The organism is Rhizobium sp. NLR8a (assembly GCF_019685235.1).
In the GTDB taxonomy this organism is placed as follows: Bacteria; Pseudomonadota; Alphaproteobacteria; order Rhizobiales; family Rhizobiaceae; genus Rhizobium.
On sequence record NZ_JABDWI010000002.1, the window covers coordinates 141,709 to 163,901 of the forward strand.

Here is a 22,193-nt window from a genome sequence, read left to right on the forward strand (position 1 = left end):
TCACAAAATATCTCATATGGTACCATATACAACCTCTCAATCGGTCCTGGACACAAAAATAGGACGGAAAGGGCAAGCCGGCGAAGATCGGCGTGGCGCCGCAAGGTCTGTTTCAACTCCAGAGGAGAATTCATCAATGAAATTCAGCACAATCCTGTTTTGCGGCGTCGCCGCTCTTTCCGCCTTTGCTGCCCCCGCCTTTGCCAAGGACTGGACGAAGGCGACCATTACGCTTGAAGGCGCCTATGCGCCGTGGAACCTCACCAATGCCGACGGCACGCTCGGCGGCTTCGAGCCGGAGCTTGCCAAGGTGCTCTGCGAACGCGCCAAGATCGAATGCACGCTCGTCGCTTCCGACTGGGACGGCATGATCCCGGCGCTCAACGCCGGCAAGTTCGACGTCATCATGGACGCGCTGTCGATCACCGAGGAGCGCAAGCAGGTCATCGACTTCACCGTTCCCTATGCCGCGACACCCGCCGCCTTCGCCACCGCCAAGGACAGCCCGCTGGCGAAAGCCGCCGGCACCGGCGCCACGATCAAGATGACGCCCGGCCAGACCGGCGTGAAGGAGATCGACGCGCTGAAGGAGGCCTTCAAGGGCAAGACGATCGGCATCCAGGCGGCGACCGTCTATGCCAAGTTCGTCTATGACAATTTCGGCGACATTGCCGAGATCCGCGAATACAAGACCGGCGCTGACCGCGATCTCGACCTGCAGAACGGCCGCATCGACCTCGGCTTCGATGACGCCGTCTATTTCGCCAATGCCTTCCAGGCCGCCAACGGCGCGCTCGACTTCACCGGTCCCGAGATCGTCGGCTCGATCTGGGGCGAGGGCGAAGGCCTCGGCGTCCGCAAGGCCGACACCGATCTGCGCGACAAGTTCAACGTGGCGATCAAGTCGGCGCTGGCCGATGGCACGGTCAAGAACCTTTCGATGAAGTGGTTCAAGGTCGACGTCAGCCCGCAGCAGTAATCGCTTCGGCCGTTTGGCCGCAGGCGCCGGTCTCCGGCTTTATCGCCGGAGACCGCGTGTTATTCTCGATCGACAAAACACTGCCACGGACGGGGAACGGACGCTATGGCAACCTTGGAACTGCTTGGCTTCGGCTCGACGGGATGGGGCGCGCTGCTCATTCTCGCCGCCTTGATGACGCTGGCCGTCACCGCGACGGCGCTTGCGATCGGCGCGGTGCTCGGCGCCATCGTCGCGGGTGCGAAGCTCTCCGGCAATCCTCTCCTCGTCGCCTTCGGCAATGTCTATACGACCGTCTTTCGCGGCGTGCCGGAATTGCTGATCATCTATCTCATCTATTTCGGCGGTTCCTCCGCCGTCACTTCGATCGGCAAGGCGATGGGCTACGAGGGTTTCCTCGGCCTGCCTTCCTTCGCCGCCGGCGCGCTTGCCGTCGGCATCATCTCCGGCTCCTATCAGGCGGAGGTGTTCCGCGGCGCCTATCTGGCGATCGCCAAGGGTGAGCTCGAAGCCGCTTCGGCGATCGGCATGAATCGCGGCATGCGCTTCCGCCGCATCATCATCCCGCAGGTGCTTCGCTTCGCCATTCCCGGCCTCGGCAATGTCTGGCAGCTCAGCCTCAAGGATTCGGCGCTGATCTCGGTCACCGGCCTTGCCGAGCTGATGCGCACCAGCCAGGTGGCGGCGGGTTCGACCCGGCAATATTTCCTGTTCTTCATCGCCGGCGGCTGCCTCTACCTGATCCTGACCAGCCTTTCCGACCGCATCTTCAACGGGGCGGAACGCCGCGCCAATCGCAGCATGCCGGCCTCCGCCATGGGCCAGGCGTAAGGGGACGACGATGGATTTCACCTTTCTCGCCTCGACCATGGTGACGCTGCTCAAGGCTGTGCCGACGACGCTGATCCTGTTTTCGCTGTCGATCTTCTTCGGTGGCCTGCTGGCGCTCGTCATCGTCACGATGCGGGTCAGCGGCAACCGCTATCTGTCGGGTTTCGCCAAGGGCTATATCTTCGTCTTTCGCGGCTCGCCGCTGTTGATCCAGATGTTCCTGGTGTTCTACGGCCTCGGCCAGTTCGGCGTCATCCGCTATTCCTTCCTCTGGCCGTTCCTGCGCGAGCCGATGGTCTGCGCCGTGCTGTCGCTGGCGCTCTGCACCGCCGGTTACACGGCGGAGATTTTTCGCGGCGGCATCCGCGCGGTTTCGCCGAAGGAGATCGAGGCGGCCCGTTCGATCGGCATGTCCGGTTTCCTGATGGTGCGCCGCATCCTGGCGCCGATCGCCTTCCGCCATGCGCTGCCGGCCTATTCGACCGAGATCGTGCTGATGATGAAATCGACGGCGCTCGCCAGCCTCGTCACCGTCTGGGAGGTCACCGGTGTGGCCCAGCGGCTGATCTCGCAGACCTACCGCACGATGGAAGTCTTCCTCTGCGCGGCGATCATCTATCTCGTTTTGAACTTCATCATCCTGCAGGGCATGGCTCTGCTCGAATATTCGCTGTCCCGACACCGCCGTGCGATCCCGCAGGCGCTGAAGGCCTAGGCGGAACCTGAATCGATTGGAGCAACCATGCCAGGCGTAACCCGACTTTCGGTCCGCAATATCCGCAAGAGCTTCGGCACGCACGAGGTGCTGCGCGGCATTTCCCTCGATGCTGAGGACGGCGATGTGATCTCGCTGCTCGGCGCCTCCGGCTCCGGCAAATCGACCTTTCTACGCTGCATCAACCTGCTCGAAACCGCCAGTGACGGTGAGATCTGGGTCGATGGCGAGCACATCGAGATGGTTCACAAGAACGGCAAGACAAGGCCGGCCAGCCAGAAGCAGGTCGACCACATCCGCTCCGAACTCGGCATGGTGTTCCAGTCCTTCAATCTCTGGTCCCATATGACGATCCTGCAGAACGTCATCGAAGGGCCGATCCATGTGTTGAAGCGGCCGCGCGCCGACTGCATCGCCGAGGCCGAAGCGCTGCTCGAAAAGGTCGGCATCGCAGACAAGCGCCATGCCTATCCCGCCCATCTCTCCGGCGGCCAGCAGCAGCGCGCCGCAATCGCCCGCGCGCTGGCGATGAAGCCGAAGGTCATGCTGTTCGACGAGCCGACCTCGGCGCTCGATCCGGAACTCGTCGGTGAGGTCCTGCGCGTCATGCGGGCACTTGCCGAGGAAGGCATGACCATGCTCGTCGTCACCCATGAGATGAGCTTTGCCCGCAACGTCTCGAACCGCGTCGTCTTCATGCGCGAGGGGCTGATCGAAAGCAGCGGCAAGCCGGACGAGATGTTCACAACAGGCGCGACCCCCGCCTTCCGCCAGTTCATCGGCCATTTCGGGACAGGTCAATGACGATCATCATCGATAGAGTGCTGACCTGGCGCGATGTCGCGCGCGTCGGGGCAGGGGAAGCTCTTGCGCTGTCGCCGGCCGCCTGGGCGCGCGTCGAGCAGGCAAGCCGCATCGTCGCCAGCATCGTCGAAACCGGCGTACGCGCCTATGGCGTCAACACCGGCGTCGGGGCGCTGGCCGATACCGTGGTCGATCGCGCCTCGCAGAGCCTGCTGTCGCGCAGCATCGTGCTCAGCCACGCCTGCGGTGTCGGGCCGTTGCTTGATGCCCGCGCCGTGCGCGCCATCATTGCCGCTCAGATTGCCAATTTCGCCCATGGCCATTCCGGCGTGCGGCGCGAGATCGTCGAGCATCTCACCGCCCTGCTGGCGCATGATTGCATTCCCGACGTGCCGTCGAAAGGCTCGGCGGGTTACCTCACCCACAATGCCCATGCGGCGCTCGTCCTGATCGGCGAAGGCAGCGCCATGCTGGGCGGAGAACGCATGAGCGGCCGCCAGGCACTTGCGGCGATCGGCCTCGAACCGCTGGTGCTCGGCGCCAAGGAGGGGTTGAGCCTCGTCAACGGCACGGCCTGCGCCACCGGCCTGGCCGCCACGGCACTTATGCGCGCCGAACGGCTGCTCGACTGGGCCGATGCCATCGCCGCGCTGACGCTGGAAGCGGCGGGTTGCCAGATCGCCGCCTTCGACGAGGCGGTGCTGGCGCTGCGCCCATCGGCGGGAATTGAAAAGGTGGGAGCGTCCCTTCGTGCCCGCCTTCGCGGCAGCGGCCTTGTCGCCGCCGCCTTCGGCCGGCGCACCCAGGATGCGCTCAGCCTCCGTTCGGTGCCGCATGCGCATGGCGCCGCCCGCGACGTGTTCGACAATTCGGCTCGCATCGTCAACCAGGAGCTTGCTTCAGTGACGGACAATCCGGCCGTCTCGGGCACGCCGGAGCAGCCGATCGTCTCCTCCGAAGCCCATGCCGTCGCCCCGGCGCTCGGGCAGGCGGCTGACAGTCTCGCCATTGCACTGGCGCAGATCGGCGCGATCAGCGAAAGGCGCATGGACCGGCTGGTCAATCCGCTGGTGAGCGGCCTGCCGCCGTTTCTCGCGAGCGACGCCGGCAGCCATTCCGGCTTCATGATCGCGCAATATACCGCCGCCGCGCTGAGCAATGAAAACCGCCGCCTTGCCGCGCCCGCGGCGATGGACGGCGGCCTGACCTCCGGCCTGCAGGAGGATTTCCTCGCCCATCCCACAGCCGCCGCCGGCAAGCTGCTCGCGGTCATCGACAATGCCGAATATATCCTGGCGATCGAGCTGATGACCGCCGCCCAGGCGCATGATTTTCTGGCGGCGACAGCGCCCCGGGCGGCCGGGACGGATCTGGTCTATCAGGCCGCGCGGGAGCATATCTCCCATTATGGCGACGAGCGGCCGCTCAACGGCGATATCGAGGCGGTGCGCAGCCTGGTCCGCGAGACTGCGCCGCCACCGATGAATTGAATCGGGCTGACCGTCAGAACGGCTTGCTGGTGTCGGAATCCTGCTTCAGCTTTCCGCCAGCCTCGAGGCGTTTGAGGCATTGGGCGAAGGTGGGGTAGAGCTGGTCTACCCGCGAGAGTGGCAGCGTCCAGTCGCCCTCGTCGCCGGCAAAGGTCAGCTGCACATCAGGGGTTCCGGCAAACGAATTCTTGATGATCTTCTTCAGTCCAGCGCTTCCCTTGCTGCCCACTGGCCAGAGGCGAAGCGTATTCTTGTCGAAAAACTCGGCCGCGACCACCTTCGTCACTTGGCGATCGGTGAGCGTCACCTCGGTTTTGGTATCGGCTGGAATGTCCCATGTAGTCTTGGCAACGAGCCAGAAGGTCTCGCTCGCGCTCTGGCGGAATTCCATGGTCTTGCCGATCTCGCTGTCCCAGCGCAGGCGGCAGTAGGCAGGCTGTTCGTTGGCATAGCCCACCGACCATTGTCTTGCGCCGCCCATCCATTCGGTCTCGCCGGAGGCGGAAGCCGGCTGCAGGGCGGATGCCAGCAGAACCATCGCGGTCAGAATTTTCATCGCCGAAACCTCCAGGCCAATCGGCTTCAGCCATAGCAAAAGAAGGTTGAGCTTTTGCTACCGACGGTTTGGAAACCAGGCGGCGAGCGGCTCCTCGACGGCCGCAAGGTCTTGAATTTTCGCCTCGCCTTGCCGATTTGGCAGGTGAGGACATGATGCGAAGGGAGCTCGACGGCAGGCATGACGGAGGTTCGACGAAGCGGTTTCCTGGCGAGGCTCAACGCCTATGAGCCACTGACCCTGATCATGCTGGCATCGGTCGCCGGCGGGCTGTTCGTGCTGCAGCGGCTGACGAGCGAGGTACTCGAGGGCGAGACCTTTGGTTTCGACCAGGCGATTCTGCTGGCGCTGCGGCGGGCGGATGATCTTGCCGTGCCGATCGGTCCGGCCTGGCTGACCCACGCTGTCGACGACATCACCAGCCTCGGCGGCATCACCGTCCTGGCGCTGCTGACGGTTCTCATCACCGTCTATCTCTTGCTCGATCGGCGCTGGCCGATCGCGATCTTCGTCTTTTCGTCTGTGCTATCGGGCTGGCTGGCGAGCACGCTGTTGAAGATCCTCGTCGCGCGGCCGCGTCCGGATGTCGTGCCGCATCTGATCGAGGTCAGCGATCTCAGCTTTCCCTCCGGGCACGCCATGGTCTCGGCGGTGACCTATCTGACGCTCGGGGCGCTGGTGGCGCGCACCCAGCGGTACCGCTCAACGCGGATCTTCGTCATGGGCGTCGGCGTCTTCCTCGCCGTCATCATCGGGTTCAGCCGGATCTATCTCGGCGTCCATTACCCCACGGATGTTTTTGCTGGATGGTGCGCCGGGGCACTGTGGGCGCTCGGCTGCTGGCTGATCTCGAAGAGGTTCGTCCCGAGCCGTGCGCCTGACGATGGCGTCGAGACTGCAAATGGAGACAACACATAGCTCAATGCGGCTCAACCGCATGAATGTGGCGCCGTGCTGGCGGCGCCACAGGTGCTTGAGGGCTTAGGTTCTGCCGCTTTCGTTGAAAGCTGAACCGCTTTAGGTGCGCGGCTTCAGATTTTCCGGGTCGTAGATCGGCTTGTATCCGACGCCGACAACCTCCACCGGGTAGCTCTCGGCAAAATACTCGATATTCAGCTTGCGTCCGACCTGGCAATGCGACCACGGCAGATAGGCCAAAGCAATGTTCTTGCCGACCGTCGGTCCGTAGGCGATCGAGGTCGTGTAGGACCGGCGGCCGAGTTCGTCGACCAGAACCTCTCCAGTGGCGGGATCGACAACCGGCAGGTTGCCGAGAGGATAACGCTTCACGCCTGTCTTGTCGGTATTCTCGGTCATCACGAGCGTGCACAGCATGGCCGGCTGGTGCTCGCGCGCCTTGTATTCCAGATGTTTTGCCTTGCCGCGGAAATCGGCTTCCTTGACCTTAGGTCGGGCGAGATCGGCTTCGATCAGATTGTACTGGGTCAGCAGGTCGGCGTTCTGCAGGCGCAGGCTCTTCTCCATGCGGCGCGAATTCGCATAGGTCTCGACGCCGAAGGCCATCACGCCGGTCGAGCGCAGCGCATCCCAGACGGCGAGGCCGTCCTCGTACTTCATGTGCAGTTCCCAGCCCTGCTCGCCGACATAGGAGATGCGGAAGGCGGTGACGGTCTTGCCTGATATTTCGATCGGCTTGATCGCCGCGAAGGCGAAGTTTTCCTGATCGAGCCCGGCCGGATCGGCCACGACCTTCTTCAGCGTCTCGCGCGCGTTCGGACCCCAGATGCCGATCGTCACGAATTTTTCCGAGACGTCGGTGACGGTCACGTCAAGGCCGCGGTCTTGAGCGACGCGCTTCATATAGTGCAGGTCGCGCGGGCCGGCATCGGCGCCGTTGACGAGACGGCAGCGGTCGGCCATGCGGAAGACGGTGAAGTCGGCGCGCACCATGCCTTCGTCGTCGAGGAAATGGGTGTAGACGCCCTTGCCGATGTTGGCATCGCCGCCGATCTTGGCAGCGCACAGCCATTCCATCAGTTCGACATGGTCGGGTCCTTCGATATCGACCATGTGGAAGTGGCTGAGATTGACGATGCCGCAATCCTCGCTCATCGCCAGATGCTCGGCATTCGAGACGCGCCAGAAATGGCGGCTGTCCCATTCGTTCTCGCGAACCGGCACGCGGTCACCGTATTTTTCCAGAAGGTGCTCGTTGGCGGCGTAGCCGTGCGCACGCTCCCAGCCGCCGAGCTCCATGAAGTAGCCGCCCAGCTCCTTTTCGCGCTCGTAGAAGGGCGAGCGCTTGACGTTGCGGCCGGAGGCATAGGGTTCGCGGGTGTGGACAGCCGGGAAATAGATCTTCTGGGCGGCTTCGAAGCAGCGGCCTTCAATGAACTCTTCCGTCAGCTGATGCGGATAGAAGCGGGCGTAATCAATGCTGTTGTGGTCGATTTCGGTCCGACCGTCGGTCATCCAGTCGGCGATCAGCTTGCCATAGCCGGGGCCATCCTTGACCCAGATGGCGACGCAATACCAGAGGCCGCGCACCTTCTGGCTCTCGCCGCAGGATGGACCGCCGGCGGCGGAAACCTGCAGCAGACCGTTGAAGGAATGGCCTTCGTTATAACCGAGTTCGCCGAGGATCGGCGTCAGTTCCATGGCGCGCTCGAGCGGCTCGATGATCTGTTCCATCTCGAGATCGCGCTGCGACGGCGAAAGGCGGGCTTCGTGTTTTTCGAGAAGCTCGCGCGGATGGCACATGCGCGGATTGTTGGCTTCGTAATAGCCCCACTCAATCTGGCCGCCTTCGGTCGTCGCCGGGTCGCCGGTATCGCGCATATAGGCGGAGTTGCCCTGGTCGCGCAGCAGCGGGAAGCCGATCTCCTTGCCGGTGCCTTCGAACTCGTTATAGGGACCGAAGAAGGTCAGCGGGTGATCGACCGGCATGACCGGCAGGTCTTCGCCGACCATCTCGGCGATCAGGCGTCCCCAGAGGCCGGCGCAGACGATGACGTGGTCGGCCATGATGGTGCCGCGATGGGTGACGACGCCCTTGATGCGGCCGCCTTCGACGATCAGCGACTTCGCCGGGGTATTGCCGAAGACCTGCAGCTTGCCGGCCTTTTCGGCGGCGTCGACCAGTTTGCCGGCAACGGTCTGCGAGCGCGGAATGACGAGGCCGGCATCCGGATCGAAGAGGCCGCCCATCACCTGATCTTCCTCGATCAGCGGGAACTTCTCCTTGATCTCGGCAGGGCTGACATAATGGGCGCGTGTGCCGAAGGCGCGGGCCGAGGAAAGCTTGCGCTTGATTTCCTCCATCCAGGCATGGTCGCCGGTACGCGCCACTTCGAGGCCGCCGATGCGGGCGTAATGGCCCATCTTCTCATAGAAATCGATCGAATATTGCGTGGTCCAGACCGACAGATAGTCGTGGCTGGTGGTGTAACAGAAGTCCGAGGCATGGGCTGTCGAGCCGATGTCGGTCGGTATGCCCGACTTGTCGATGCCGACGATGTCGTCCCATCCGCGCTCGACGAGATGATGAGCGATGGAGGCGCCGACGATGCCGCCGAGCCCGATGATGACGACCTTTGCCTTTTCCGGAAATGCTGCCACGTGCTGTTCCTTCTATTTCCGCACGAATTAAAACTACCTAGCCGCGCTTGGCTTACGCTTCGCGTGAGATGCAGGAGTCATGTCAGCCTCGTGAGCGTGTCACATTTGCCGAAGCTGCAAAACCCCAGACCTCTCCCTCTCGAAGCTGGATAAGCCATTATGCATAAGGCTCACAATCGTCATTGGTCCTACGCCGTCGAGTAACGGCGTAATTGCGTCAGCCCGGATCGAGGCTGAAATTATTCCCGATAGAGCTCGCACGCCCGGATCACGACGCTGAAATCGCCTCGAGCCGGTCGATGTCCCCCAGCACGATATCTTCGGAAACAGGTTCGCGATTGTGCAGTCGGAACCATTCGGCCGCTTCGCGCACGCGATCCCCGTGCGGCGAGGGATAGGCGCCCAGCCGGAGAACCCACTCGCGCACGGTCTCGCGCTCCATCCGTCCGGCCCGATATCGCTCGCAGACGGTTTTCGCCGAGGCGACGAGATCATTGATGCTTTTCACGGGACTGTCCCTCAATGCACGGAAGGCTCTTCATCGTCGAGGAAGGATCGAATGCCGTCCCGCGCCACGACCGCCAGGAATTCGTCGAAGGCTTCACGGTCGGTCGCGAACGGCTCGTCCCACTGGATCAGATCCTCCGCCTGGGTGACGACTTCCATCGTCCAGTCTCCGTTGCTGCCGGCGGTTCGAAAGATATCGACGAGCACCGTAACCCCGTCATCGGTAAATTCCCCCGCCAATTCGGAGTGCTCAAGCTTCTGTTTCTTTGCCATTCAACCGCCAGCGCCGGGAGGGGCGTCGTTTTTGAGATGCTCTTCATATTGGACCGTCTCGGTCTCGTCCGTGTCTATAGAAGCCGATCGCGATCTTGCCAAGCGAACGCCGGCGCCGCCGCCATCTTCCGGGATAAACAACGCGCCTGCATCTTCCAGGCTGCGCCTCATGGCCTGGAGAGTTTTCTCATCAGGGAGATGCGCTCCCGCCTCGAAACCGGCAATCGTCGCCTTGTCGATCTTCGAAGCTGAAGACAGGTCGTCCTCAGACCAGGCGATGAGTGCCCGCGCGGCGCGGCACTGGGCTGGAGATAGATACAAATCACTACCTTGCATCGAAATTCGATTCTTGCTCTGGGTCAGCAATACAAAGATGTAACCGCAGCAGAAGAAAGCAAGCGAGGCTCACTGTCAGTCTATGCCGGTTGCGGTTGCGCGTCATTATGATGGACGAGCCGAAAGTCGCCGAAGCTTCCGCACCGACAATCGTCTCGGCTGGCATTGACCGCTATTGCGGCACCTGGAACAGGTGGCGGATTCGCATAAGCAACGAGGTCATCGAGCTGCCGTTCAACGTTGTGCCTTCGGTCACGAATGAATGCTGGCCGGTCTCTATGCGGCGGGACAGCGTGGCGGCGAGCTCCTCGGCGATGCCGGGCCGGTCGTGCAGCAGCGGTGTCAGACTGGTCTGCGCAATTTCGTAAATGACCACGAAGGTAAGGGCGCGCAGCCTTGCCGCTTCGCCGGCGCCGATCAGCAGTCCGCTCTCGCCGAAATAGTCGCCCGGTGCCAATCGTCCGACTTCGATTTCCTTTTGGCCCTCCTTCCGCGTCGCGATGACGGCGCCGCTGCGCACGATCATCAGCGAAGCCACCGTATCCCCCTGTTCAATCAGAATCGCATCCTTCTTGAAGGTCCGCCGCGTCATCGAGGCGGCCAGCGTTTCCTTCTCGTCCTCCGTCAACGAGGAAAACAGGGGGATGGCATCGAGGAGCTTCAGCGGCGTCGGACGATGCGGCCCTGCCATTTCTTCCGGCTGCATCCGGTCGGGCGGCGGGCCCGCGGCATCGATCGGCCGCGTCAGGGTGAGGCCGGCAGCCTTGATGTGGCGATAGACGAGATCGAATATCTCATTCTTCGCCGGCCCAGCGTGGCCAATATCCCTGACGCGAAAAGAAAGCTCAACCTCCACCGCATCGGCATTGAGCGATTTGACCTGTACGCCGGGCATTGGTTCCGTCAGGATAGAGCCGCTGCTCAAAAGCACGGTGCGCATGACCTCGACGATCGTCGATGGCCCCGCCGTCGGTACGACGCGGACCGTCAGCATGACACCGTGGCTGCGGTCGGGGCTGCTGAGGTTGGTCAGCCCCACCTTGGCAAGGAAGCTGTTGGGCAGGATGACGAGGTCGTTCGTGCCGTTCAGGAGATGCGTGGAACGCCAGTTGGTTTCGACGACACGCCCTTCGACGCCGTCGGTGAGGACGATCCAATCGCCGATTGTGTAAGGCCGGCCGAGATTGAGGGCGATGCCTGAAAAGACGTCGTTCAGCGTGCTCTGCAGCGCCAGGCCGAGGATGATGGCGAAGACGCCCGAGGTGGCGATCAGCGTCCCGACGGGAAAGCTGAAGACATAGGCTACCACCGAAAGGATCGCGCCGAGATAGATCAGGCCGATAACCAGATCCTGAACGAGGCGCCCCTCCCGCGGTTGACGTTCGAAGATCAAGAAGACACGAACGAAGCCGATCAAGGCCCAGGCGGCATTGATCCACCAGACCACCTTGGCAAGGCCGATGAAGACACGTTCGAAGGTGGACGACGATGTCGGGCTGACCTCATAGGGCACGATATCGTGATAGAGAAGCAGGATGGTCAGCGCCGCGAAGAAGAACACCTGACCGGCCAGCTTCCAGCTCGGGAAGCGGCGAAGGGCAATTCGGGTAACCATCGCGCCGACCACGGCCAGCATTCCGACCTGGACGATGGGATCGGAAAGCACGTCGGGCCAAGTGGGATTGTCAAGCATTGAAATCGACTCGCGAGAGAAGGCTGAGTGCGGCCAGAACCGCTATGGCAATGACCGGTCGAAGAACCTTCGTCGCTGTCATCGAATAGTCCTTGAGAAAATTCCATTCCTCGCGACGTCCGCCGGGCAGGCGACCGGAGGTCCGGAAAAGCAACATTGCCGTTCGTTCAAGCGATGTCAAACCGCCACCTAGCCATGGATTTCGCGTTGCGCCTTTCGGGTGATCAGGCGCTCAGCGAAGCTTGCCGATGCTGGCATACATGCCGGTCGTGCGGAATTCGGTCGGATTGGTGCCGTAGACGCGGCGGAAGACCTTCGAGAAATAGTTTGCGTCCTCGAAGCCGCACATGATGGCAACTTCCTTGACCGGCAGGAAGTCTGCCTTGGTCAGAAGCTTGACGGCGCGCTGCAGCCGCTGCTGCAGCACGTATTCCGCCGGCGGCATGCCTTCGCTCTCGGCGAAGCTGCGGGAGAAATGCGCGCGGCTGAGGCCGACGATGCCGGCGAGTTCGCTGACCGGCAGCGGTTTGTCGAGATTGGCGTTGATATGATCGATGACAGGCTGCATCAGGCTGAGCTCGGCGGCAAAGGCCGGCGAGCCGAAGACGTCGTCATAGAGCGCCATCGCGGCTTCATAGGCGATCGCCGAGGCCGCTCCCGCCGAGGTCGCGCCCTTGACGAGACGGAGGCTGCAATCGGCGAGATGATCGATGGTCGAGGGCTGCAGTTTCAAGACCGGACCGGCAGTGGAAAGTACCAGCTTGTGGATGCGCAGCGTTTCCTCGCCGTTCATCGAAATCCAGAAATACTCCCAACGGTCGCCCTTCTCCAGCCAGTAGCGGTGATTGTGCGGCACGAGCACGAGGAGCGTGTCGCCGCCCTGAAGGCGATAGTTGCGGTTCTGGTAGCGCAGCCGGCCGCTGCCGCTGATCGTGTGCTGCAGCACGGTGAACGGCGTCTGGCCGCGTCTGCGGCCGTCCCAATCATAGGTTTCGTTCTCGCGCACCTCGTAACCGGCGCTGGTCGGCATCGCGTGCAACCGCTGACGGCCGCGGGGTAGCGAGACCGTCCTCATCGACTGTCCGTTGGCGATTAAATCCTGCAGCACAAAATTACCCCTGAAAGCATAATCCTTCTCTGGTCGGCCTGCCGAATTCGGGCATAATCCCGCTCGACAAGAAGGAAGAGAGCACGGCCGATCGATCGGTCGGGAGGAAAACAGGCAGTTTTACGGCTTTTTCAACCACATGTGCCGGCATGCGGTCTGTTCCTCCATATCAATCTTTTCTCTAGCATTCGATTGGGTCGAGGTGAAGATCATGAGTTTCAAAATCGCTATCATCGGTGCGGGCAGCGTCGGTTTCACCAAGAAGCTGTTCACCGACATATTGTGCGTTCCGGAGTTTCGCGACATCGAATTCGCGCTCACCGATATCAGCGAACATAACCTCGAGATGATCAAGGCGATCCTCGACCGGGTCGTCGAGGCGAACAAGCTGCCGACCAAGGTGACGGCGACGACCGACCGCCGCAAGGCGCTGGAAGGCGCGCGTTACATCATCAGCTGCGTGCGGGTCGGCGGTCTCGAAGCCTATGCCGACGATATCAGGATCCCGCTGAAATACGGCATCGACCAGTGCGTCGGCGATACGATCTGCGCCGGCGGCATCCTTTATGGCCAGCGCAACATTCCCGTCATCCTCGACTTCTGCAAGGATATAAGAGAAGTCGCCGAGCCGGGCGCCAAGTTCCTCAACTACGCCAATCCGATGGCGATGAACACCTGGGCGGCGATCGAATATGGCAAGGTCGACACTGTCGGCCTCTGCCACGGCGTGCAGCACGGCGCCGAACAGATCGCCGAGGTGCTCGGCGCCACGTCGGTGCGCGAGCTCGATTACATCTGCTCCGGCATCAACCATCAGACCTGGTTCATCGACCTGCGCCTCAACGGCCGCAGGATCGGCAAGGACGAGCTGGTCGCCGCCTTCGAGGCGCATCCCGTCTATTCGCAGCAGGAGAAATTGCGCATCGACGTGCTGAAGCGGTTCGGCGTTTATTCCACCGAAAGCAACGGCCACCTGTCGGAATATCTGCCCTGGTACCGCAAGCGGCCGGAGGAAATCACCCGCTGGATCGACATGTCCGACTGGATCCATGGCGAGACCGGCGGCTACCTCCGGCACTCGACGGAAACCCGCAACTGGTTCGAGACGGAATTCCCGCAGTTCCTCGAATCCGCCTCCAGGCCGATCGATCCGGCCAGGCGCTCGAACGAACATGCCAGCCACATCCTGGAGGGACTGGAAACGAACCGGGTCTATCGCGGCCATTTCAACGTCAAGAACAATGGCGTCATCACCAACCTGCCATCCGATGCGATCATCGAATCGCCCGGCTTCGTCGATCGCTTCGGCATCAACATGGTCTCCGGCGTCACCTTGCCGGAAGCCTGTGCTGCCACCTGCATCGCCTCGATCAACGTCCAGCGCATGTCGGTGCACGCGGCCATCTCCGGCGATATCGACCTCCTGAAGCTTGCCGTGCTGCACGATCCGCTGGTTGGCGCCGTCTCGACGCCGGAGGAAGTCTGGCAGATGGTCGACGAGATGGTCGTTGCCCAGGCGCGCTGGCTGCCGCAATATGCCGATGCCGTGCCGACCGCCAAGGAGCGGCTGTCGAAATCCAAGGTGCAGACCCGTGACTGGGCGGGGGCTGCGCGCCGCAACGTCCGCTCGATCGAGGAGCTGCGTGCGGAAAAGGCGGCGCTGAAACAGGCCGTCTGACTTTTTCGTGGAAGATGGGTCGTCATGGGTTTCCGGGAGGGAAATCCATGACATCAAACCCGCTTTCACATCGTGCGAGGAAAAGGAGCCCGCGTGACCGCGCTCCGAAACAGAGGGAGAAACGATGATGAATTTCCGCAAAACAAGCATTCTGGCCGGACTGGCGCTCGGCGTCTCAGTCATGGCGCTGAATGCCTATGCCTCCGAGGCGACCGTCCCGCCGGTGCCGCCGGAGTTCCCGGCCGAAGGCAAGATCAACTATGTCGCGCGCGACTCCATCCTGGAGTTCAAGGCGCTGCCCGAATATCACGAGCCCGACTGGGTCACCAAGAATTTCGTCTCCAGCGGCAAGCTGCCGGCGGTCAAGGACCGGCTGCCGAAGGAGCCGCTGGTCTTCAAGACGGGCAATATGCCCGACGGCATCGGCGTCTACGGCGATACGATGCGCCATGTCATCGGTGGCCGGCCGGAAGGCTGGAATTACGGCGCCGGCCAGACGCAGGGCTGGGGCGGCATCGATATCGGCCTGTCCGAATGCCTGACGCGCACCGCGCCGCTCTTCCAGGTGAAGGCCCAGGATACCGAGCCGCTGCCGAACCTTGCCAAGAGCTGGGACTGGTCGGAGGACGGCCATAAGCTGACCATGCACCTGATCGAAGGCGCCAAGTGGTCCGACGGCGCGCCGTTCAATGCCGACGACATCATGTTCTACTGGGAAGACGAGGTCATCGACCCGAACGTCTCGCCGCTCGGCGGCGGCGCTTCGCCTGAGGCCTTCGGTGTCGGCACGACGCTGAAGAAGATCGACGATTACACGGTCGAATGGACCTTCAAGGAAGCCTTCCCGAAGCAGTACCTCTACACGATGGCTTACCCGAACTTCTGCCCGGGTCCGTCGCACATCCTCAAACCGCAGCATCCGAAATATTCGAAGAACACCTACGACCAGTTCAAGAACGCCTTTCCGCCGGAGTTCATGAACATGCCTGTGATGGGCGCCTGGGTGCCGGTGGAATATCGCCCTGACGATATCATCGTCCTGCGCCGCAATCCCTATTACTGGAAGGTCGACGAAAAGGGCAACCAGCTGCCCTATCTCAACGAGCTGCACTACAAGCTCTCGACATGGGCCGACCGTGACGTTCAGGCGGTGGCCGGATCCGCGGATTTCTCCAACCTCGAGCAGCCGGAAAACTTCGTCGCCTCGCTGAAGCGCGCTGCGGAAAAGACCGCGCCCGCCCGCCTTGCCTTTGGCCCGCGCCTGATCGGCTATAACCTGCGGATGAACTTCTCCGCCAATGGCTGGGGCAACCCGGACGAGCGCGGCCAGGCGATCCGCGAGCTCAACCGCAACGAGGACTTCCGCAAGGCCGTTACCATGGCGTTGGATCGCAAGGCGATCGGTGACTCGCTGGTCAAGGGGCCGTTCACGGCGATCTATCCGGGCGGACTTTCCTCCGGCACCAGCTTCTACGATCGCAACTCCACCGTCTATTATCCCTTCGATCTCAAGGGCGCCAAGGCGGAACTCGCCAAAGCCGGCCTCAAGGACACTGACGGCAACGGCATCGTGAACTTCCCGGCCGGCACGGCGGGCGGCAAGGATGTCGAGATCGTCATGCTGATCAACAATCAGTACACGACCGACAAGAGTCTTGCCGAAGGTGTCGTCGGCCAGATGGAGAAGCTCGGCCTGAAGATCGTCATCAATGCGCTCGACGGCGCCAAGCGTGACGATGCCCATTATGCCGGCCGCTTCGACTGGCTGATCCAGCGCAACACGACGGAGCTGTCGTCGGTGGTGCAGAATACCGAGCAGCTTGCTCCTGTCGGTCCGCGCACCAGCTGGCATCACCGCGCCGGCAAGGATGACCAGCTCGATCTGATGCCGTTCGAAACGCAGCTTGTCGACGTCGTCAACAAGTTCAGGACGAGCCAGGACAATGACGAGCGCGTCGATCTGATGAAGCAGTATCAGAAGATCTCGACGGAGCACGTCAATACGGTCGGCCTGACGGAATATCCGGGCGCGCTGATCGTCAACAAGCGCTTCTCCAACGTGCCCCAGGGAACGCCGATTATGATGTTCAACTGGGCCGAAGATTCGGTGATCCGCGAACGCCTGTGGGTGGCTGCCGACAAGCAGGGCAAATATGAGCTGTTCCCCGAGCAGCTGCCCGGCAAGCCCGGCGACAAGGGCCCGATCAACTGAGGCCCATGGCCCGGAGATGAAGAGCTGAAGCGCGTCGCACCTGACGCGATGCGCTAGAGGGTTCCCTCCCAGCTGAAGTGAGTTCCGGGCCGCGCGTGCCGCGCGCGGCCTGATATGACCAACGAGCCGGCCGCGCTGACAAGGAGCGACTGGCGGCAGAGAGAAGCGAACCGTTAGATGTTACGATTCCTGCTCGTGCGCATAGCCTCCGCGATCCCCGTTCTCTTGATCCTGAGCGTGGTGACTTTCGCGATCATCCAGGCACCGCCCGGCGATTACGCCGATTATATAAGATCCCAGCTGATCAACCAGGGCGGCGCATCCTATGCCCAGGCCGAAGCGCAGGCGCAGGCCTACCGCATCGAGCACGGCCTCGACAAGCCGATGGTCGTCCAATACGTCAACTGGATCGGCGGCATCGTAACGCGCGGCGATTTCGGCTACAGCATGTTCTACAACAAGCCGGTTGCCGACGTCGTCGGCGAGCGCCTGCCGCGGACCTTGCTGTTGGCGCTCGTCTGCCACATTTTCGCTTCGGTGCTCGGCATTGGCTTCGGCATCTGGGCGGCAACGCGGCAATATAGCTGGATCGACAGCACGCTTTCGGCAGTCTCCTTCCTCGGCATGACGGTGCCGCGCTTCCTGATGGCGCTGATCATCGTCTATCTCCTGGTCTTCCAGTTCAACGTAACGGAGATCGGCAGCTTCTTCTCGCCGCAATATGGCGGAGCGCCCTGGTCCTGGGCGAAATTCGTCGACCTCGTCAGCCATGTCTGGCCTGTTGTGGCGATCGCCACCTTCGGCGGGCTCGCCTATAACATGCGCGTCATGCGCGGTAATCTGCTCGATACGCTGAATGCGCAGTATGTCGAGACGGCAAAGGCCAAGGGCCTGTCCGGTGGCGCGGTGGTGATGCGCCATGCGGTGCCGAACGCGCTGCATCCGCTGGTGATGTATCAGGGTGTCGTGCTGCCCTACATGCTGACCGGCGAGATCGAAACCGCGATCATCTTCGCGCTGCCGACCGTCGGCCCGGCGATCGTCGGCTCGATGGCGATCGGCGACGTCTATGTCACCGCCACCTTCATGATGGTGCTGTCGGCGACGCTGATCGTCGGCAATATCATCGCCGACATGCTGCTCGCCTTGCTCGATCCGCGCGTACGCCAGTTCGGAGGAGCCTGAAATGCTTGCTTTCGATTCGTCCGACACGCCTCCGACAACCGAACCAGCAGTCAAAAAGCCTTCGCATGGCAGTGAAAGCTATCTGGCACTCGTCTGGCGCCGGTTGCGGCGCTCCTGGACCGGCGTTGCCGGGCTGGTGCTCGTCGGGCTCTTGATTCTGATGGCGGTCTTTGCCGATTTCTTCGCACCGATGGACCCGAAGGCGACCGACGTCGGCTTCGCGCCGCCGCAGGTGATGAGCTTCCACGACAAGGACGGAAATTTTGTCTTCCAGCCGCGTGTCTATGCGCTGTCAGATTCCGAGGAACTCGATCCCGTTACCTTTCAGCCGATCGTCGGTATGGACTACGACAATCCGCGGCTGCTCGGCTTCTTCGTTAAGGGTGCGGAATATAAGTTGCTCGGCCTGATCCCGGCCGACCGGCACTTCTTCGGCTCGGTTGACGGCCAGCCGGTTCATTTCCTCGGCACCGACAAGTTTGGCCGCGACGTGCTGTCGCGCGCCATCATCGGCTCGCGCATCTCGCTGATGATCGCGCTGACAGTGGTCTTCATCGTCACGCTGATCGGCACGACGGTCGGCATGGTTTCCGGCTATTTCGGCGGCACCTTCGATGTCTGGCTGCAGCGCTTCGTCGAGCTGGTGCTCGCCTTCCCGCAGCTGCCGCTCTATCTCGCATTGACCTCGCTGATCCCGGTGACGGCGCCGACCAATGTCTTCCTCGCCTTCGTCATCGTCGTGATGTCGGCGCTCGGCTGGGCGCAGATGTCGCGCGAGGTGCGCGGCAAGACCCTGGCACTTGCCCGCATCGATTATGTCCGGGCGGCGATGGCGGTCGGCGCCACCGATCGGCGCATCATCATCCAGCATATCCTGCCGAACGTGCTGAGCCACGTCATCGTCGCGGTGACGCTGCACATCCCGAGTGTCGTGCTCTTGGAATCCTTCCTCGGTTTCCTCGGCTTTGCCGTCAAGCCGCCGCTGATTTCCTGGGGGCTGATGCTGCAGGATACGGCGACCTATTCGGTCATCGGCTCCTATCCCTGGATTCTTTCTCCCGTCGGCTTCGTGCTCGTCACCGTCTTCGCCTTCAATGCGCTCGGCGACGGACTGCGCGACGCGGTCGATCCATATTGAGGTGATTGATATGGCTCTTGCACTGGTCAATTCCTTCGCCCCGCCCGTCCGCCACGATCATGACGGCCGCTCGGACACGCCGATCATCGACGCCCGCAACGTGGCGGTGAATTTCAAGGTCGAGGACGGCATGGTCGAGGCTGTCAAGGACGTCTCCTTCCAGCTCTATCGCGGCGAGACCATCGCGATCGTCGGCGAATCCGGCTCCGGCAAGTCGGTGACGGCGCGCACGGTGATGGGTCTCCTGTCGAAGCGCGCCGTCGTCTCCGCCAAATCGACGGTCTCCTATGACGGCAGTAACATCCTGAAATTCTCAGAGCGGGCGCGCCGCAAGCTGCGCGGCGACCGCATCTCGATGATCTTCCAGGAGCCGATGAGTTCGCTGAACCCGATCTATACGATCGGCAGCCAGATCGTCGAGGCGATCCGCGTCCATCGCCGGATCAGCAAGCGGGATGCGGAAAAGCGCGCCCTCGAGCTGCTCGAACATGTGCAAATTCCCGACCCGGCCGCCCGCCTCAGGCAATATCCGCATCAGCTTTCCGGCGGCCAGCGCCAGCGCGTGATGATCGCCATGGCGCTCGCCAACGATCCCGACGTGTTGATCGCCGACGAGCCGACGACGGCGCTCGACGTCACCGTCCAGGCGCAGATCCTCAATCTGATCCGCAACCTGCAGAAAGAGCTGGGAATGGCGGTCATCCTCATCACCCATGATCTGACGGTGGTGCGGCAGTTCTCCGATTACGTCTATGTGATGCAGCATGGCGAGGTCCGCGAACACAACGTCACCGAGGCGCTCTTTGCCAATCCTCAGCACCCTTACACCCGACATCTGCTCGCCTCCGAGCCGCGTGGACAAGCCAATCCGCTGCCGGAGGGCTCCGACATCATCCTCGACGCCAAGGGCGTGCGTGTCGGCTTCATGCTGCGCCACGGCACCTTCCTGAAACCCGAGATGCGTGAGCTCGTCGCCGTCGATAGCCTCAGCCTGACGCTCCGTCGTCACGAGACGCTCGGCCTCGTCGGCGAATCAGGCTCCGGCAAGACCACCTTCGGCCAGGCGATCCTGCGGCTGAACACGCCGCAGGCCGGCGAGATCCATTTCGACCGTCAGCCGATCCACGGCCTTTCCAGGGCCGAGATGCGGCCGCTGCGGGCCCGCATGCAGGTGGTGTTCCAGGACCCGTTCTCCTCGCTCAATCCGCGCATGACGATTGGCCAGATCATCGAGGAAGGGCTCGTCGTCAACCGGCTGGGCGCTACGAGGGCCGAACGGCAGGACCGGGTGCGCGAGGCGCTTGTTGCCGCCGGCATGCCCGGCAATATCCTGTCGCGTTTCCCGCATGAATTTTCCGGCGGCCAGCGCCAGCGCATCGCCATCGCACGCGCCATCGCGCTGGAGCCGGAATTCATCCTGCTCGACGAGCCGACATCCGCACTCGACCTGTCCGTCCAGGCGCAGATCATCGAACTGCTGCGCAAGCTGCAGGACGAGCGCGGCTTGAGTTACCTCTTCATCTCCCATGATCTCAAGGTCGTCCGGGCGCTCTGCCATCGCGTCATCGTCATGCAGCATGGCAAGATCATGGAAGAGGGGCCCGTCGACGAAGTGCTCACCAATCCCAAGACCGCCTACACCGAACGGCTCGTCAAGGCCGCTTTCGAGGTAGCATGATTATCGAATGCCGGAGGCTATAATGGCAGGAAATCCCAAAATCACCTTCATCGGAGCAGGCTCCACCGTCTTCATGAAGAACATCATCGGCGACGTTTTGCAGCGTCCCGCACTCTCGGGTGCGACGATCGCGCTGATGGATCTCAACCCGCAGCGGCTTGAGGAAAGCGCCATCGTCGTCAACAAGCTGATCTCGACGCTCGGCGTCAAGGCCAAGGCCGAGACCTACTCCGACCAGCGCAAGGCGCTTTCAGGCGCCGATTTCGTCGTCGTCGCCTTCCAGATCGGCGGCTATGAGCCCTGCACCGTCACCGATTTCGAGGTGCCGAAGAAATACGGGCTGCGCCAGACGATCGCCGACACGCTCGGCGTCGGCGGCATCATGCGGGGCTTGCGCACCGTGCCGCATCTCTGGAAGGTCTGCGAGGACATGCTCGCCGTCTGCCCCGAGGCGATCATGCTGCAATATGTCAACCCGATGGCGATCAACACCTGGGCGATCTCGGAGAAATATCCGACCATCCGCCAGGTCGGCCTCTGCCATTCGGTGCAGGGCACGGCGATGGAGCTGGCGCACGATCTCGACATTCCCTACGAGGAAATCCGCTACCGCGCCGCCGGCATCAACCACATGGCCTTCTATCTCAAATTCGAGCATCGCCAGCCCGACGGCTCCTACCGCAACCTCTATCCCGATCTCTTGCGCGGCTACCGCGAGGGCAGGGCGCCGAAGCCCGGCTGGAATCCGCGCTGCCCCAACAAGGTGCGCTACGAGATGCTGACCAGGCTCGGCTATTTCGTCACCGAAAGCTCGGAGCATTTCGCCGAATACACGCCCTATTTCATCAAGGAAGGCCGTGAGGACCTGATCGAGAAATTCGGCATTCCGCTCGATGAATATCCGAAGCGCTGCATCGAGCAGATCGAGCGCTGGAAGGGCCAGGCCGAGGCCTATCGCTCGGCCGACAAGATCGAGGTGACGCCGTCGAAGGAATATGCCTCCTCGATCATCAATTCGGTCTGGACCGGCGAACCCTCGGTCATTTACGGCAATCTGCGCAACAATGGCTGCATCACCTCGCTGCCGGAAAATTGCGCCGCCGAAGCGCCCTGCCTCGTCGACGCCTCCGGCATCCAGCCGACCTTCATCGGCGAGCTGCCGCCGCAACTGACGGCGCTGATGCGCACCAATATCAACGTGCAGGAACTGACGGTGCAGGCGCTGATGACCGAAAATCGCGAGCACATCTACCACGCCGCGATGATGGACCCGCATACGGCGGCCGAACTCGACCTCGACCAGATCTGGTCGCTGGTCGACGACCTGCTCGCCGCCCACGGCGACTGGCTGCCCGAATGGGCCCGCACATCGGGTAAAGTCAAGGCTGCCTGACCTCCTCTCCCTGGTCAGGCGTCAAAGAGCCCCGCGGT

19 protein-coding genes are annotated in these 22,193 nt (G+C 62.3%); 12 read left to right on the plus strand and 7 right to left on the minus strand.

Annotated elements, in window-relative coordinates:
- The first annotated feature begins 136 nt into the window (after positions 1-136).
- The 5 genes from HJC04_RS03935 to hutH all read left to right on the plus strand — a co-directional run bounded on the left by HJC04_RS03935 (position 137) and on the right by hutH (position 4,819).
- The gene (locus HJC04_RS03935; protein ID WP_221144891.1) at positions 137-979 is read left to right on the plus strand and encodes a transporter substrate-binding domain-containing protein; all 843 of its coding nucleotides are present in this window, start codon (positions 137-139) and stop codon (positions 977-979) included.
- A gap of 105 nt (positions 980-1,084) precedes the next feature.
- Complete coding sequence (locus tag HJC04_RS03940; protein WP_168296487.1) at positions 1,085-1,810, plus strand: ABC transporter permease; 726 nt, start codon at positions 1,085-1,087, stop codon at positions 1,808-1,810.
- Between the two features lie 10 nt (positions 1,811-1,820).
- A complete protein-coding gene (locus HJC04_RS03945) occupies positions 1,821-2,525 on the plus strand; it encodes an ABC transporter permease (RefSeq protein WP_168296488.1) in 705 nt (234 codons plus the stop codon).
- 27 nt (positions 2,526-2,552) lie between these two features.
- Positions 2,553-3,329, plus strand: a complete 777-nt coding sequence (locus HJC04_RS03950) for an ABC transporter ATP-binding protein (protein ID WP_040111353.1) — start codon at positions 2,553-2,555, stop codon at positions 3,327-3,329.
- The gene (hutH, locus tag HJC04_RS03955) at positions 3,326-4,819 is read left to right on the plus strand and encodes a histidine ammonia-lyase (protein ID WP_221124001.1); all 1,494 of its coding nucleotides are present in this window, start codon (positions 3,326-3,328) and stop codon (positions 4,817-4,819) included. The genes HJC04_RS03950 and hutH overlap by 4 nt, the downstream gene beginning before the upstream one ends.
- 13 nt (positions 4,820-4,832) lie before the next feature.
- Here hutH and HJC04_RS03960 read toward each other — a convergent pair whose 3' ends face one another.
- Entirely contained in the window at positions 4,833-5,375 is a 543-nt protein-coding gene (locus HJC04_RS03960; protein ID WP_221144893.1) for a hypothetical protein, read from the minus strand.
- Positions 5,376-5,555: 180 nt separating this feature from the next.
- Between HJC04_RS03960 and HJC04_RS03965 the strand changes: the two genes are divergently transcribed.
- Positions 5,556-6,293 carry a phosphatase PAP2 family protein gene (locus HJC04_RS03965; protein ID WP_210632558.1) on the plus strand — a complete coding sequence of 246 codons (738 nt, stop codon included), beginning with the start codon at positions 5,556-5,558 and terminating at the stop codon, positions 6,291-6,293.
- A gap of 99 nt (positions 6,294-6,392) precedes the next feature.
- Here the strand turns inward: HJC04_RS03965 and HJC04_RS03970 are convergent, their stop codons facing one another.
- The 6 genes from HJC04_RS03970 to HJC04_RS04000 all read right to left on the minus strand — a co-directional run bounded on the left by HJC04_RS03970 (position 6,393) and on the right by HJC04_RS04000 (position 12,838).
- Positions 6,393-8,954 (minus strand): FAD-dependent oxidoreductase, encoded by a 2,562-nt coding sequence (locus HJC04_RS03970; RefSeq protein ID WP_221144895.1) that lies wholly within the window; start codon positions 8,952-8,954, stop codon positions 6,393-6,395.
- A gap of 268 nt (positions 8,955-9,222) precedes the next feature.
- A complete protein-coding gene (locus tag HJC04_RS03980) occupies positions 9,223-9,462 on the minus strand; it encodes a hypothetical protein (protein ID WP_210632561.1) in 240 nt (79 codons plus the stop codon).
- 11 nt (positions 9,463-9,473) lie between these two features.
- Complete coding sequence (locus HJC04_RS03985) at positions 9,474-9,734, minus strand: hypothetical protein (protein ID WP_210632563.1); 261 nt, start codon at positions 9,732-9,734, stop codon at positions 9,474-9,476.
- Positions 9,735-10,055: an XRE family transcriptional regulator gene (locus tag HJC04_RS03990; protein ID WP_221145205.1), complete on the minus strand. Its 321-nt coding sequence runs from the start codon at positions 10,053-10,055 to the stop codon at positions 9,735-9,737.
- Between the two features lie 187 nt (positions 10,056-10,242).
- On the minus strand, positions 10,243-11,763 hold the full coding sequence (locus tag HJC04_RS03995) for a mechanosensitive ion channel family protein (RefSeq protein ID WP_221144897.1): 1,521 nt from the start codon (positions 11,761-11,763) through the stop codon (positions 10,243-10,245).
- 232 nt (positions 11,764-11,995) lie between these two features.
- Entirely contained in the window at positions 11,996-12,838 is an 843-nt protein-coding gene (locus tag HJC04_RS04000) for an AraC family transcriptional regulator (RefSeq protein ID WP_210632648.1), read from the minus strand.
- 244 nt (positions 12,839-13,082) lie between these two features.
- Here HJC04_RS04000 and HJC04_RS04005 point away from each other — a divergent pair, with 244 nt between their 5' ends.
- The 6 genes from HJC04_RS04005 (at position 13,083) to HJC04_RS04030 (ending at position 22,155) form a co-directional block, all read left to right on the plus strand.
- Positions 13,083-14,549, plus strand: coding sequence for an alpha-glucosidase/alpha-galactosidase (locus HJC04_RS04005; RefSeq protein ID WP_210632565.1), 1,467 nt, complete (start codon positions 13,083-13,085; stop codon positions 14,547-14,549).
- Between the two features lie 124 nt (positions 14,550-14,673).
- Positions 14,674-16,761, plus strand: a complete 2,088-nt coding sequence (locus HJC04_RS04010; protein ID WP_210632566.1) for an ABC transporter substrate-binding protein — start codon at positions 14,674-14,676, stop codon at positions 16,759-16,761.
- Positions 16,762-16,938: 177 nt separating this feature from the next.
- Positions 16,939-17,946, plus strand: coding sequence for an ABC transporter permease (locus tag HJC04_RS04015; RefSeq protein ID WP_168296502.1), 1,008 nt, complete (start codon positions 16,939-16,941; stop codon positions 17,944-17,946).
- A gap of 1 nt (position 17,947) precedes the next feature.
- The gene (locus HJC04_RS04020; protein ID WP_221144899.1) at positions 17,948-19,084 is read left to right on the plus strand and encodes an ABC transporter permease; all 1,137 of its coding nucleotides are present in this window, start codon (positions 17,948-17,950) and stop codon (positions 19,082-19,084) included.
- Positions 19,085-19,094: 10 nt separating this feature from the next.
- Complete coding sequence (locus HJC04_RS04025) at positions 19,095-20,762, plus strand: ABC transporter ATP-binding protein (RefSeq protein ID WP_221144901.1); 1,668 nt, start codon at positions 19,095-19,097, stop codon at positions 20,760-20,762.
- Positions 20,763-20,784: 22 nt separating this feature from the next.
- Positions 20,785-22,155: an alpha-glucosidase/alpha-galactosidase gene (locus tag HJC04_RS04030; protein ID WP_221144904.1), complete on the plus strand. Its 1,371-nt coding sequence runs from the start codon at positions 20,785-20,787 to the stop codon at positions 22,153-22,155.
- Positions 22,156-22,193 lie beyond the last annotated feature (38 nt).